This is a genomic window from Luteolibacter sp. (assembly GCF_058122085.1).
On record NZ_JBIKBQ010000029.1, the window covers coordinates 1 to 13427 of the forward strand.

The 13427-nt window shown below is 63.6% G+C and carries 13 protein-coding genes; 4 read left to right on the forward strand and 9 right to left on the reverse strand.

The features are described from left to right. Positions 1 to 394: 394 nt before the first annotated feature. The 6 genes from AC4DF4_RS06095 to AC4DF4_RS06120 form a co-directional block, all read right to left on the reverse strand. Positions 395 to 601 (reverse strand): hypothetical protein, encoded by a 207-nt coding sequence (locus AC4DF4_RS06095; RefSeq protein WP_490047221.1) that lies wholly within the window; start codon positions 599 to 601, stop codon positions 395 to 397. 229 nt (positions 602 to 830) lie between these two features. After that, positions 831 to 1019: a hypothetical protein gene (locus AC4DF4_RS06100; protein WP_490047222.1), complete on the reverse strand. Its 189-nt coding sequence runs from the start codon at positions 1017 to 1019 to the stop codon at positions 831 to 833. A 63-nt stretch (positions 1020 to 1082) separates the two neighbouring features. Continuing rightward, positions 1083 to 1748: a hypothetical protein gene (locus AC4DF4_RS06105; RefSeq protein WP_490047223.1), complete on the reverse strand. Its 666-nt coding sequence runs from the start codon at positions 1746 to 1748 to the stop codon at positions 1083 to 1085. After that, positions 1735 to 4119: an endonuclease/exonuclease/phosphatase family protein gene (locus AC4DF4_RS06110; protein ID WP_490047224.1), complete on the reverse strand. Its 2385-nt coding sequence runs from the start codon at positions 4117 to 4119 to the stop codon at positions 1735 to 1737. The genes AC4DF4_RS06105 and AC4DF4_RS06110 overlap by 14 nt, the downstream gene beginning before the upstream one ends. Before the next feature lie 37 nt (positions 4120 to 4156). After that, complete coding sequence (locus tag AC4DF4_RS06115) at positions 4157 to 5443, reverse strand: glycosyltransferase (protein ID WP_490047225.1); 1287 nt, start codon at positions 5441 to 5443, stop codon at positions 4157 to 4159. After that, positions 5440 to 7662: a hypothetical protein gene (locus AC4DF4_RS06120; protein ID WP_490047226.1), complete on the reverse strand. Its 2223-nt coding sequence runs from the start codon at positions 7660 to 7662 to the stop codon at positions 5440 to 5442. Before AC4DF4_RS06120 ends, AC4DF4_RS06115 begins: the two co-directional genes overlap by 4 nt. Before the next feature lie 159 nt (positions 7663 to 7821). Between AC4DF4_RS06120 and AC4DF4_RS06125 the strand changes: the two genes are divergently transcribed. The 3 genes from AC4DF4_RS06125 (at position 7822) to AC4DF4_RS06135 (ending at position 10194) form a co-directional block, all read left to right on the forward strand. Beyond that, complete coding sequence (locus AC4DF4_RS06125; protein ID WP_490047227.1) at positions 7822 to 9468, forward strand: peptide chain release factor 3; 1647 nt, start codon at positions 7822 to 7824, stop codon at positions 9466 to 9468. Between the two features lie 128 nt (positions 9469 to 9596). Beyond that, positions 9597 to 9860 (forward strand): AbrB/MazE/SpoVT family DNA-binding domain-containing protein, encoded by a 264-nt coding sequence (locus tag AC4DF4_RS06130; RefSeq protein ID WP_490047228.1) that lies wholly within the window; start codon positions 9597 to 9599, stop codon positions 9858 to 9860. After that, positions 9835 to 10194 (forward strand): type II toxin-antitoxin system PemK/MazF family toxin, encoded by a 360-nt coding sequence (locus AC4DF4_RS06135; protein ID WP_490047229.1) that lies wholly within the window; start codon positions 9835 to 9837, stop codon positions 10192 to 10194. Before AC4DF4_RS06130 ends, AC4DF4_RS06135 begins: the two co-directional genes overlap by 26 nt. Positions 10195 to 10553: 359 nt before the next feature. On the opposite strand, the gene AC4DF4_RS06140 is transcribed toward AC4DF4_RS06135, so the two are convergent. From AC4DF4_RS06140 to AC4DF4_RS06150, 3 genes are all read right to left on the reverse strand, one after another. Beyond that, positions 10554 to 10739 carry a type II toxin-antitoxin system HicA family toxin gene (locus tag AC4DF4_RS06140; RefSeq protein WP_490047230.1) on the reverse strand — a complete coding sequence of 62 codons (186 nt, stop codon included), beginning with the start codon at positions 10737 to 10739 and terminating at the stop codon, positions 10554 to 10556. Further along, a complete protein-coding gene (locus AC4DF4_RS06145) occupies positions 10736 to 10927 on the reverse strand; it encodes a type II toxin-antitoxin system HicB family antitoxin (protein WP_490047231.1) in 192 nt (63 codons plus the stop codon). The genes AC4DF4_RS06140 and AC4DF4_RS06145 overlap by 4 nt, the downstream gene beginning before the upstream one ends. A 637-nt stretch (positions 10928 to 11564) precedes the next feature. Continuing rightward, on the reverse strand, positions 11565 to 12479 hold the full coding sequence (locus AC4DF4_RS06150) for a histone deacetylase family protein (RefSeq protein ID WP_490047232.1): 915 nt from the start codon (positions 12477 to 12479) through the stop codon (positions 11565 to 11567). Between the two features lie 103 nt (positions 12480 to 12582). On the opposite strand from AC4DF4_RS06150, the gene AC4DF4_RS06155 reads away from it, so the two are divergent. Further along, positions 12583 to 13380 (forward strand): tRNA threonylcarbamoyladenosine dehydratase, encoded by a 798-nt coding sequence (locus AC4DF4_RS06155; protein WP_490047233.1) that lies wholly within the window; start codon positions 12583 to 12585, stop codon positions 13378 to 13380. Positions 13381 to 13427: the final 47 nt, after the last annotated feature.

Sequence of the window (13427 nt, forward strand, 5' to 3'; positions counted from 1 at the left end):
GGTCGTTGAAGGGAGTGAGGGTGGTCACGCCGGTGGAGCGCCGCTTCGAATGGGGCTACCAGCCGAGTCCTGTCTTTGTTTTTGAACAGCTACCTGCGCTCCGAACTAAACGGTTCGAAGAAAACCACATGCCTATTTTAATAAGCTAAATGGTATGAGATGGTCGTCATCGAGATACAAAGCTAGTGTCGTTCCACGAAAACGCTCTTGGTGTTTCATTTAGCCAACGTTGCCTGCACACTAACGCACGCCGAGTTAGTAGACGGACACTGCAATTTGCGAAAGGATGCGGTGTAACTGTGAATGACCGCGCATGGATTTCCACAGAGCTGGCTCGATCCAGCATTACTTTAGCTACTTTATTGGCAAAGGATGCCAGCCGTGAGCGAGTGGATTAATAGGACTGCCGTTTTCGTCGTAGCGCTCCCAAATGGCGTCGCGCTTGCCCGACGTTGCTGGCAGGGCGCTGGGTTTTATAATGCTCGAGGACGAAGCGGTGGAGTTCTTCGGCGATGGGCAGGCTGCGGCCGCGCCGGATCAATTCGCGGCAGGCGGGTGGGGCGTAAGCGTAAGCGTCCCAAAGTAAACGTCCCAAATTCATCCTTTGGGGGTGGTCCCGCACGGGGGAGGGCGCGGTCGTTCAGGCGACTTCCTCTGCATCCGATCTGGCGCGGCGTTCGGCGGCGATGCGGGCGGGGGTCAATGCCGTGACTTGCTCCGGGGTGGCGTCGTGCGGGAGGATGCACGGTTAGCGGTAGATTGGTAGGGGGTGGATTTTGGGACGCTTACGGTCGAAGCTTCGCAGATCCTTCGCGGCCGACTTCGCAAACTCAACCTGATATGAGGCCATCGTCGGTGAATTGCTTCTTGAGATCCGCCAGTGAAATCCGGTCCTCGTCCCGCCTTTCGGCGACGGAAGCAAGATCGGCGACGTCCTCCATCAGCGCCTCATACTCGGCGATGGGAATGACAACGGCGACCTTCTGGCCGCGGTCGTCGGTGAGAAACTGGGTGGTCATGGCGGAAACCTACACTGCGGATTTGAAAAGTCGACTTTCTGAAAGGATCGGCAGTTTCTAAACTCAGGGAAGACCGGGCGGGCCGGGACTCTTGCCGAAGCGCTTGCGGAGGAGGTAACCGGCGAGCAGCAGCAGGGTGAACATCCCGAAGAAGAGATAAATCCACGCGGGATCGAAGCTCATCACGGCACTGCCCGCGCCGACCGGAATCAGGCAAAAGAGAATGTGGATCGCGGCACCCACCCCGAAATAAATCCGGGCGGGAATGTCAGTGAGCGCCAGAAGATAGAGTTTCGAAACATAGGGTGGCCCGCGGACGGCGGTGAAGAGAAGCGTCAACCACAACCGGTGTTGCGCCTTGATGTCCGGAATCGCATACCCCGCGCGCTCGAAACGAGCTTTAACCCGCTCGCGGAGCCAGCCGTGGGAAATCCGATAGGCCGCGATGTTGTGGAACAGCACGCCGCCGGCCGCCACCGCCATGCCCCCGGCGAAACCGAACCGGACGCCCACCAGCACCAGGAGAACCCCGACGGGAAACCCGATCAGCGGCAGGATGAGGAAGGCCGCGATGAATCCGCCGGCGGGAAGCGCCAGGCCGTGCGCCATGACGGACTCGCGCGACAGCTCGCCGCGGTGGGCCTGGAGAAACCACGTTGCCGCTGCTAACAAGATCAGCGCGGTCCCGAACTTCCACGGATGCCGCCGCGGCATTTCAAGAAGGTTCATGGCGGGCGGGCAGGGTGAGTTCGGCGCAGAGCGGCAGGTGGTCCGAGGCCATCACGGCCGTCGGCGTGTCGGGCAGCTCCACGCGCTCGACTGTGAAATGGGAGCTCACGAAGATGTGATCGATCCTCATGAACGGCTTCATCGAGGTGAAGGTGGAGCGCGGCTTGTGGTTGCTGGCGGTTAGCTGGACGTCGCGGAAGCGCTGCTGCAAGCGCCGGAAGACGGTGGAGCGCGGGCCGGAGTTGAAATCGCCGCAGAGGATCACGGGCTCGCCTTCCGGAATGTCTCCCAGCCAGTCCCTGCCTAGCAGTTGCTCGGCCTGCCGGCGTTTTTCCTCACCGCCGAGGCCGAAGTGGGTGTTGATGAAGTGGAAGGGCCGCCGCCCGTCGAACTCGAGCTGCACCCAGATCGCGCCGCGCGCCTCGCGGAAAATCCGCCGCACGGCTCCGGTCAGGTGGGCGGCCTTCACGATGGTGAAGGGAAACTTCGAGAAGATCGCGATGCCGTAGCGTTCCCTTTCCTCCTCGAACATCGCGTGGAAGACGTGGCTCATCCGCAGGTGGTCGGCGATGAGCTGCGATTGATCATGCCCGCCGCTGCGGAAGCGGTGGGAGTCCACTTCCTGGACGGCGACGACGTCCGGGTCGAAGTGATTGATGACCCGCGCGACGCGCTCGGGGCGGACCTTGCCGTCGAGGCCGCGGCAGCTGTGGATGTTGTAGGTCATCACCCGGATCGTCAGGTCCTGGTCGCGGGCGCGGTGGTGGGCCACTCGCTCCTCGCGCGCGCCGTCGCGGCCGAGGAAGTGCATGGCGATTTTACGGAGATCCTCGCCGCGCACGCGGTTGCGGGTGTTGGCGAGATGGGCGACGTGCCAGCGCTGGATGCGGTCCGGCACCAGCAGGAAGCCGCGCGTCTCCTCCGCTCCCGGCCCGGCGTGGGCGCCGTTTTCCATGGGGAAACTCAGCGGGGTTTCCTGATAGTCCCAGCCGCTGATCACGAAATCCCCGGCGTCGGGATGCTGGCAAAGCGCGACCAGGTCCGCCGCCGCCTCATCCAGATAGGGATGCGCGGGCCCGAGGATCTCGGCGCGGTCTTCTGGCAGTTTCCACGCGCCGCCGCGGTTGAAGGCGCGGACGCCGTGAGGCCCGGGCAGCAGGACCAGCGGAATTCCGGCGGTTTTCACGAGCTCGTGCGCGTAGGATTCCATTTCCGCCGGCGGGGGATTTCCCGGCAGATAGAGATGCCCCACCGGCCCCATGGCGCTGATGACGATCTGCGTCGCCGGATCGGGAGCGGCGGCTTCCTCGTGGCTGGCGGGCTTGAGGCCGAGGAAGCGCCGCCAGCGGTCGCGGGTGTTGCCGATGACTTCGGGCAGCCGGCTCATCCAGATTTCCCGGCCTGCCAGAGAGCCGCGAGAGAAAACCTCGCGCACCGCTTCGTCGATGCCGCGGCCGTGGCGGGTGGCGTAGGGAACGGTCCGCTCCTGGCCGTGGTCGGAATAAACGATCCACTCGTAGTCGCGGTAGGTGGATTGCCCGGCCACGCGGCAGATGTCGCGGATGGCGCTGTCGATGCCCTTGAGCGTCCAATGCGCGAAGGCGGAGTCCGGTCCGCGGCGGTGCGCCTGCTCGTCATAGCCGACGAAATTCGCGTGGATGACCTGCACGCCGTTTTCAATGTCGAGCATCACCCGGAAGCGGATGAGTTCCCGCAGCAGGATGCTGAAAAACACCCGCGCCGGAACGAAGCCGACCTCATTGAAAATCGCATGGCGCTGGCACACGCCCCGGAACGCATCGACGACGGCCAAGCCCAACTCCAGCAAAACCAGCGCGATCATCCGCAGGATTTTGGGCGCGTAAAGGGTGGAGAGGATCAGCCATTTGACCGGGTTCAACTGTCTCAAGACCTCCGGCATCGCGGTGTCCTGGGAGCAGTAGTGCGAGAAATCGGCGCCGCCCCGATAGATATCCAGATAGGCGCGCCCGCGCTGCAAGAGCGGGTCGGGGCAGCGCTTCGCCAGTTCCTCCTGGATCTCCGCCGCGGCGGTGGATTCATACATGCGGAAGACCTTGCCCGTCTTGCGGCGCATGAACTCGAAGCTGGGCACCGCGGTGCGGATGCCGAAGAAAATCTCGCCCTGCACGGCCGGAGTGGTGGACGGCAGGCCGGAGTAGAAGCTCTCTAACGTGAAGTGCCCGCGCCGGATCAGCCGGGCGAGAAACGGCAGCCGCCCGTTCCCCAGCGCGCGCTCGAACTCGCTGCGCGACAGCCCGTCGATCTGGATCATGACGAGTCCCGGCTCGTCGGTCTCGCCCTTGGGAGCCTGGATGCCGAGCAAACGCGCCGCCCAATGCGTGCGGCTCAATTTCCGCCGCAACCATCTCCAGCGGATGACGATGCTGCTAATCAATGTGTGCTTCGGTGGCTGGGGTTTTCATCACCGCGGCGCTCGCCGCTGACATCTTTTCGAGAAACAAATCCCACTCGACGCCGATGGTGGCGAGGAGCCGGTCCCACGTGGTGAAGTCCACGTTGGCGGGATTCCGGTGCTCGGCGACGAGCTGCTTGTAGCAATGAAGGACGCGCAGCACGCAGCGCTCCTCGCCGTAATGCAGCGCGGTGTGGCGGGCGTTTTCCGAGCAGAACTGGAGCAGTTCCGCGTTGTTCAGGATGCAACGCAGCGAGGCTGAAAGATCGTCGCTGGACGCGTCTCCAGCCAGCAGCAGCCCGTTCTCGCCGTCGTTGACGATTTCCCGCACGCCGGGTCCGTCGATGGCGACCACGGGTTTGCCCGCCGCCATCGCTTCCGCCAGCACCAAGCCCTGCGTCTCGGTCTGGGAGGCGAAGACGAAGCAGTCCATGGCGGCGTAGGCGTCCGCGAGGTCGTCGCCCATCAAGGTGCCGACGGCGTGGACGCGCCGCTTGCCCGCGCCCTTGCGGAGGATGGAGAGCATTTCCTCGCGGGCCTCGCCGTCACCCACGACGAGGAAAACGGTCGATGGATCGGCTTCGAGGCAATTGGCGACCGCCTCGGTCAGGAAGATGATGTTCTTTTCCTTCGCGAGCCGTCCGACGTGGCCGATGACCTTGGCGTCCTGCGGGATGCTGAGGGATTTCCGGCAGCGTTCACCGTTTCCCGAGGCGAAGAATTCCAGATCGATGCCGGTGGGGAAGGCCTGGATGGGAGTGGTCACGCCGCGCTCGCGGAGCAGCCGGGCGATGCTGCCGCTGGGGGCGATGACCTCGTCGCAGAGGTTGCAGTATTCCGTGGCGAGCCGGATGACCACTCGCCGCAGCGCGGGCGAGTCGAGCGGGACGTAGTGGGTGTAGCGCTCGTAGAGCGTGTGGTGGGTGAAGACGATGGGCACCTGCATTTTCCGCGCCTCGCGGAGGGCGGCGTCGCCTAGCAGGAATGGGTGATGGCTGTGAATCAGGTCCGGCCTGAAATCCTGGATGTAGTCGCGGATCACGTTGGGCACCGGGAGCTGCACCGAGAAGTCGCTGCCGTTGAAATGCTGGATCGCGGGGACCCGCAGGACATTCGGGGATTCTTCCTGCCCGTCGAAATCGGGCGCGATCACGCGGACCTCGTGGCCGTGCTCGCGGCAGGCGTCTTCGAGGGTTTTCACCGACCTCGCCACGCCGCCGACGTGAGGGAGATAGGTATTGGTAAACATGGCGATTTTCATGATTTTTGGAGTTGGAATTGAGTGTCTGATGGACCGGCCTCCACCGGCGCGAATCCCGGCACCGAGATCCTCACGCGCGGGGCGGCACCTCTCCACCGCGCGTCTAAATTCAGTCGCGAGTCGGCGAGCCGGACGCTCACCGCGCCCCACGCCGTGAGCGTGGGACCGAAGCGGATTTCCCCGCCATCCAGCCATTCCGGCAGGATGCCCGAGCCGATCACCAGCAAATCCTCCTCTTCCCTCACGAAGCAGTTGCGTATCATCATGATCCACTCGCCGGCGGCCCAGCCGTGCTGGCCGTCGCCCATGCAGCCGCCGAGCGTCTGCGGGTGGATCGCTTCGGGCCATTGGCCGGTGGGCGACGCAAGTTCCGCCACGCGGCGGATGAGCGCTGCTGCGCGCGGGTCGCCCGCGCGCAGCAGCGTCTGGGCGAGGTCGAGCGTCAGGTAGGCGTTGACTCCGGAGTGGATCATTTCCTGGAAAAACCCGCCTTCGTGGAAGCAGCGGTCGATTAGAAACTCCGTCGTCTTGGCGATCCGCGGCTCGCCCGGCGGATAGAGCTGGAGCGGATAGTCCGCGACCATCGAGCCGATCGCCCCCGCGTCCATCCGGCGGTCCGGCGCGGCGGGGATGGCGCCCTTCGAGCGGGACGCGGGGATGGCGGCGATGCTCGACTCGATGCTGGCGGCGAATTCCCCGGCGAGCGCTTCCGCCTCCGCGGCCGCGGCGCTGTCGCCGGTGTGCCGCCAGTGTTTCGCGATCGCCTGCAAGCCGGCCCTGGCCCAGAAATCGTCCCAGTAATAGAAATCGTTAGGCCCGAGATGCTCCGCGCTGAATCCGGCGGGCAACAGTCCGCTGGCGGTGGCGCGCTTCCTCGCCAGCCAGTGCATCCCCTTGCGCAGCGCGTACTCCATTTCCTTTCCCGGGAGCTTGCCCGACAGTTCCGCGTGGCGGGCGACGATCCACAGCACTTGTCCGTTCGAGTCCCACTCGCCTTCTTGTGATAGAAAATAGCCGGCCATGGTTTGCCGGACCGGAAAGCCCGCCAGAATCCGCTCGGCGCGGTCCGCCTGACCGATAACTGTCAGCGGATGAAGCATCAGGCAGGCGTCGCGGAACCAGAACCGGCGGTAGGTGTAAGGCCCGGGCACCATGTCGTCGGCGGAGAGCAGCAGCAGCGTCCGCACCGCCGCGTCGTAGAGGAATTGCATCCGCTCGTCGGGGATTCGCAGCTCCGCGGTGCCGGCCAGCGCGTCCTGCCAGGAAACCCCGGTGTCCGCGCGTTTCGGCAGCTCCCTGAAGTCACGCTCCAGCGTCACGGAGACGCCCAGCTCGCGGGGGATGTCGGCGTGAATGCGGAAAAGCGCCGCGCCGGTGGCCATGCCGACGTCGCATTTCACCTCGCGCTGGCCGTCGCTGCCGGGAAGATCCAGATAGACGTCGCCCTCGGCGTAGTGGGCCATCCGCAGCGAGTCGGGCGGTTCTCCCAGTTTCACCGTCGCCTCGTCATTCACCCGGAAGGCCGTGCCCGACGAGTCGATCGCGATGCTCTGGATGAACTGGATGCCCTCGGGATTGTAAGGCCGCACCGCCACCACCAGCCAGCCATCCTCATCGGAAACGGCCCTAACCGCCGTGCTGGCTTCCACGGAACCGTGACCGGCGATGACCATGCGCGTGGCGAGTTTCAGTTCGAGTCCGTCTTGCCGGCACTCGGTAGCCACCGTGAGCGTGGGTTCCAAATCCAAGTGCTGTTTCACCGCGTCGTCATCCAGTTTGCTCGGCAACAAGCGCCGCCGCGAGTCGGTCACGATCCAGAAATCCAGCGACCAGCCGTCATGCAAGGGTGTGACCAAGCCGCGCGGATCGACGATCGGATAGACCGGGACACCGGGCAATCCCACCGCCGTCCAGTTGCGGTGGGTGAGATTGATGTGGCTGAAGGAAAACGCCCGCGGGACGAACGATTTGTCCGCCGGATTGAACTGGCGCTCCACCCAATACGGCCAGACCCAGTCGAGGTTGTGCTGGATCGCCTTGGCGTTCACCAGACCGCGGGCGTGGAAGACGATGCCGGCGCGCAGGAGCTCCAGCGGCTCGGCGACTTCCGAGGGCTGGGCGAAACGCCGCATCCGCGCAAGCAGGGTCGCCGGATCGAGCACGCCATAGCGTCGCGCCGCGTGTTTCACGAAGAATTTCCATGGCAGCCATCGGAACATACATCGCCTTTCATGAATGATTTCCCGGGAAAAATCCGGGGATTCAATATGGCACAGCCACGGCGTCCCCTCCAGAGGATTCCTCCAAACGGCCGAAAGAAACCACGGTCCGGGCTTGCTCCGCAGGCGTTCCGAGCGTAGTCCCTGCGGCCCGATTTCATGTCTGTCTCTCCTTATGCCATCCCTTCGCCCGCGCTCCAGCGCGAGGTGACACGCCGCCGCTCGTTCGCGATTATTTCCCATCCGGACGCCGGAAAAACCACTCTGACGGAGAAATTCCTGCTCTACGGCGGCGCGCTCAACCTGGCCGGCAGCGTCACCGCCCGGAAAAACCAGCGCGCCACGACCTCGGACTGGATGGACTTGGAGAAACAGCGCGGGATCTCCGTGAGCTCCACGGTCCTGCAGTTCGAATACAAGGACTGCGTCGTCAACATCCTCGACACGCCGGGGCACAAGGATTTCTCGGAGGACACCTACCGCGTCCTAACCGCCGTGGACGCCGCCGTGATGGTGGTGGACGCCGGCAAGGGGATCGAAAGCCAGACGCGGAAACTCTTCGAAGTCTGTCGTCGGCGCGGCGTGCCGATTTTCACCTTCATGAACAAGCTGGACCGCCCGGCCCGGCCGTCGATGGACTTGCTCGACGAGCTGGAATCCGTGCTCGGCATCCACGCTTATCCGGTCAACTGGCCGCTCGGCGACGGCCCGCGCTTCCGCGGGGTTTATGATCGCGAGCAAAAGCAGGTGCATCTTTTCCAACGCACGGTTCACGGCGCCTACCGCGCGCCGGTGGCGGTGACGGGCATCGAGGACGAGAGCGTGAAGGACGCGGTGGAGGAGGGGACTTACCGGCAGGTTTGCGACGAGTTGGAACTGCTCGAAGGCGCGGGCGCAGAGTTCGATTTGGCAAAAGTCCTCGCCGGCGAACTCACGCCCGTCTTCTTCGGCAGCGCGGCGAACAACTTCGGCGTGCAGCTCCTGCTCGACCGTTTCCTCGAACTCTCGCCACCGCCGACCCCGCGCGAGAGCGGCGGGATGATGATCGACCCGGCGTCCGAGGAATTCTCCGCCTTCGTCTTCAAGATCCAGGCGAACATGAACCCGAAGCACCGCGACCGCATCGCCTTCGTCCGTATCGCGTCCGGGAAATTCGAGCGCGACATGGACGTGATCAACGGCCGCACCGGCGAGAAAGTCCGCCTCGCCAACTCGCAGCGCCTCTTCGCCCGCGAGCGCGAAACGGTGGACGACGCGTTCGCCGGCGATGTCGTGGGACTGGTGGGGAATTACGACCTGCTCATCGGCGACACGCTTTCCTCGCAGCCCGGCGTGACCTTCGATGAGATCCCGCGTTTCGCGCCGGAATGTTTTTCCTTCCTGCACAACAAGAGCACCGCGAAATACAAGCGCTTCCGCGACGGCCTCCAACAGCTCCTCAAGGAAGGTGTGGCCAGCGAGTTCGTCCTGATCGACACCGAGGGCCCGCAGATCCCGCTGCTCGGCGCGGTCGGGCCGCTGCAGTTCGAAGTCCTCCAATACCGCCTCGAAGGCGAATACGCCGCCGAGACGCGGATCGAGCCGGCCAACTGGTCGCTCGCCCGCTGGCTCAAGCCGAAGGAAGGCGACCCGCTCGCGCCCGAAGCGCGGCCGGCGCTTTCGTTAGGCGCGGCGCTGGCCCGGGATTCCAACGGCTGGTTGGTCGCCCTGCTCCCCAGCGAGTGGGCGCTGAAAACTTTTTCCGACAAGAACGAGGACTGGGTCATCTCCGAGCAACCCTTCCCGCCGCCGGCGGTGGCCAAGTGACACCGGCTCAGATCCCGCGGAACTCGGTGGCCAGCCTCTTGGCGGTGGCGATGGTGTCGATCACGATCGCGCCTTCTTCCGCGGAAAAATGAGTTTGCCATTGGGATTCATGTAATTACTGTGCCCCCATGAATCACGTCCAGAAACCGATTCGCATTGGAAACTCGAAAGGTGCCCGCATCCCGGCCCACCTCATCCGTGCCTATCATTTGGAACGGGGATTTATCATGAAACCCGTTCAGGACGGCATCCTCATCGCTCCGGCGGATGGTTCCAAACTCACTCTTGAGGAATCCTTTGCCGCGATGGCTCTGGACCAATCCGATCTGAAAAACGCCCGGGAATGGGCGGAAACCGGACTCTCCGATGGCCTCGAAACGTCCGACTTCTAAATCCGCGCACTTGGTCCGGCGCTACGAGATCCATCTGGTTGCCCTCGATCCCACGGAAGGAAGGGAAACTCAAAAGACCCGTCCCTGTGTGGTTGTCTCCCCCGACCCTATGCACCACACAGGCATGGCCGTGGTCTGCCCGCTGACCACCGCGCTGCATCCACAATGGGCGCATCGCATTCAAATCATTTGCGCCTCGAAAGCAGCGGAAGTCATGGTGGATCAAATCCGGGCCGTCAGCCTCACCCGCTTCGTCAAACGCATCGACATCCTGTCGCCAAATGACGCGGAGGCACTGCGCGATCTCATCGCGCTCCTTTACGCCACCCCTTGATTCCGATTCCGAAGGACTTCTAAAACGGCACCTCGTCCGCCTCCTCCCATTGTCATGCGGCCTGCGGCGAGGCCGCGCTACCTTTGCTGGAAAACCAACGGCGGCGTCTTCAATTTCAGCATCTCAGCTTTTACCCGACAGCCACGCCCTCAACTCCGCATCCTCCCGCTCCTCCTGATGGTTTGACCCGGATGCTTGTTAGTCGGGACTGACGCTTTCGAGGTCGAACGTCGAAATGGGAAGGATTTGAACCGCAAAAGCGCGAAGGTCGCAAAGGGACGCGGAGCCGGGACGATGGGGGTTTGAGGATGGCATGAAGTGAAACGATGTCGATGGGGTATAGCCATGGGCGCAGCGTTTCATTCCGGCTGCTTCGTCAAATCCTTGAGGATCTTCTTTGCGAGGATTTCGTTGATTTCGCGGTGGCGGGGGACTGGCTGGGATCTGCCGGTTTCCGGGTTGTGATAGATGTCGTGGCAGGAACCATGCCGCAACAACTGGCAGCCAGCTTTTTCCAGTTCCGCCATGAGGTCCCGTCTTTTCACGCGATTTCGAGCTCCTCCTCTTTCCGGATACCGGGGATGTCTCCGATGCTAAAGAGTTCGAAGAGATCGCGGAGGTGAATTTTGAGATCGTCCAAATCCTCGCCTTGGGTCCAGTGATCCGGGTAATCGTTCAGGTAGCCGAGATACTTGCCATCGGACTCGCGCCAGTAGGTGACTTTCGCTTTCATGGTGGATAAATATAGCGGCGAGTGGGCTGAGCCAAGCCGGAAATCTCAAGGCATTCGCATCGCTGGGGTCGGTGCCCGCATGCGTCAGTCCCGGCTAACAAGCATTGTCGCGGCCTGTTCAATGGGAAGGATTTGAACCGCAAAGGGCAAAGGTCGCGAAGGGACGCGGAGCCGGGACGATGGGATTTTGAGGCTTGGATGAAGCGAAACGCGGAGTTGTGGAGGGCGCTGAGGAAGAGGCGGAGCGGCGGATGATGGTCAGGGGCGTAAGCGATACGGTTGGGGGGGAAGAAAATGGAAGTGGGGACACGAATGTCCCCACTCCTTATTCAAGCCGCGAGCGGCGGGGTGGCGGGGGCTGAGGCTTTCTTTGCGGAGCGCTCGGTGCGGGAGGCGCTTTTCCAGGCGGCGAGCTTGTCGGGGTCGCGGCTGTATTTGTTTTGGATGGCGGCGTCGAGGCGGGTGACGATGGCTTGCGCCTGGCTGAGCAGGGTGTCGATGGCGGAGGTGCTTTCGACCCCCGCGAGGTTGTCGCTGTGTTTGCCGGTGTTGCAGGCGTCGAGGGCATCGCGGTCGGCGCGGAGGTCTTCGACGAAATCGGCGGGGAGTTCGTAGGTGTGTGGACTTTGGGGCGGCCTCAGATCCCGCGGAACTCGGTGGCCAGCCTCTTGGCGGTGGCGATGGTGTTGCGATGGAGTTTCGCGGTGAACTCGGGCTGGCGGTTGTAGCCGCCGCCGTAGAGCACGGCCACCGGGATGCGGTTCTTGATGAACGCGCCTAGCAGGACTTCGTCGCGCCGCTGGATGTCCTTGAGCGAAAGATGCATTTGCCCGAAGCGGTCGTTGCGGTGGTTGTCCGCGCCGGAAATCCAGATGACCAGGTCCGGCGCGAAGGCGTCAAGCGCGCCGGCGAGGCTGACGAAGAGCTGCTTCAAATACATCTCGCCCTCGACGTAGCGCACCGTCTCGATGTCGAGCGTGCCGGTGACTTTTTTCGTCGGATAGTTCCGGCCGACGTGGATCGAGTAGGTGAACACGCGCGGGTCGTCGCCGAGCAGCGCGGCGGTGCCGTTGCCCTGGTGGGCGTCGGTATCCACGACCATGATCTTGATGTTCGGCTGCTTGTCCTGCAGGTCGCGGATGGCGATGGCGACATCGTTGAAAACACAATAGCCCTCGCCATGCCCGCGGAACGCGTGGTGGGTGCCGCCCGCGAGGCAGACGCCGACGCCCTCGGCCAGCGCGGCGTGGCAGGCGAGGCGGGTGGCCTCGACCTCGGTGACGCTGCGTTGATAGAGCTTGGGCGTGAGCGGAAGGCCTAGCAGGAGCTGTTCCTTCCGCCCGAGCAGGCCGGACTCGATGCTGCGGATGTAGTCCTTCTCGTGGACGCGCTGGAGCAGATGGACGTCGGCCGCGCGGACCTCGATGATTTCCTCCGGCCGGAGGATGCCGCCGTCGAGCAGCATGTCCTTGGAGACCCGGAACTTTTCCATCGGGAACGGATGTTCCGCCGGCAGATCCAGTTCGAGTTCCTGTGAGTAAAAGCAGCGCATCCCGCAGCCAAGCAACAGCGGAACACGCGGAATTCCAAGCGGGAAGTGCGCCGCGTGAAATTCGGATCGTGACTCGCCGCCGCACGCTTCATAAATCCGCCGCGTGTCCGACACCCAATCCACCCACCACCGCTTCGGCGGCATCGCGCGGCTTTACGGCCAGGCGGCGCTGAATCGTTTCCACGCGTCGCGCGTGGCGGTGATCGGCGTCGGCGGAGTCGGTTCGTGGGCGGTAGAATCGCTGGCGCGGTCCGGCATCGGCCACCTGACACTCGTCGATCTGGACGAAATTTGCATCACCAACGTCAACCGCCAACTCCACGCGATGGACGGACAGATCGGCCGCCAGAAGACCGACGCGATGGCCGACCGCGCGCTGGCGATCCACCCCGGCTGCGACATCCAGATCGTGCCGAAGTTTTTCAACGAGAAATCCGCCGCGGAAATCCTCGACGCCGGCTTCGACGCGGTGATCGACGCGATCGATTTCGCCCGCCACAAGTCGCTGCTCATCGCCGAGTGCCACCAGCGCGGCATCTACGCCATCACCTGCGGCGGCGCGGGCGGGCGGCGCGATCCAACGCGCATCCGCGTGACCGATCTGGCCTACAGCGGCATGGATCCCCTGCTGCTCCAGCTCCGGCGCGGCCTGCGGAACGACTTCGGATTTCCGAAAAACACCCGCGGCCAGGAGCCGATCTTGTTCGGCATCGACGCCGTTTATTCCGACGAGGCGCCTTGGTATTCCGGTTGTGACGGCACGGTTTCGAAAGACAAGCCGGAGGAAATCTCGCTGCGGCTCAATTGCACGTCGGGTTTCGGCTCGGCGTCCCACCTGATCGCCAGCTTCGGCCTGATCGCGGCCGGGCGGGTCCTGGACAAGATCGCCGCCCAGGCATGAAAAAAGCGGCCCGGAGGCCGCTTGATTCGAAAAACAGAGATTGAAAG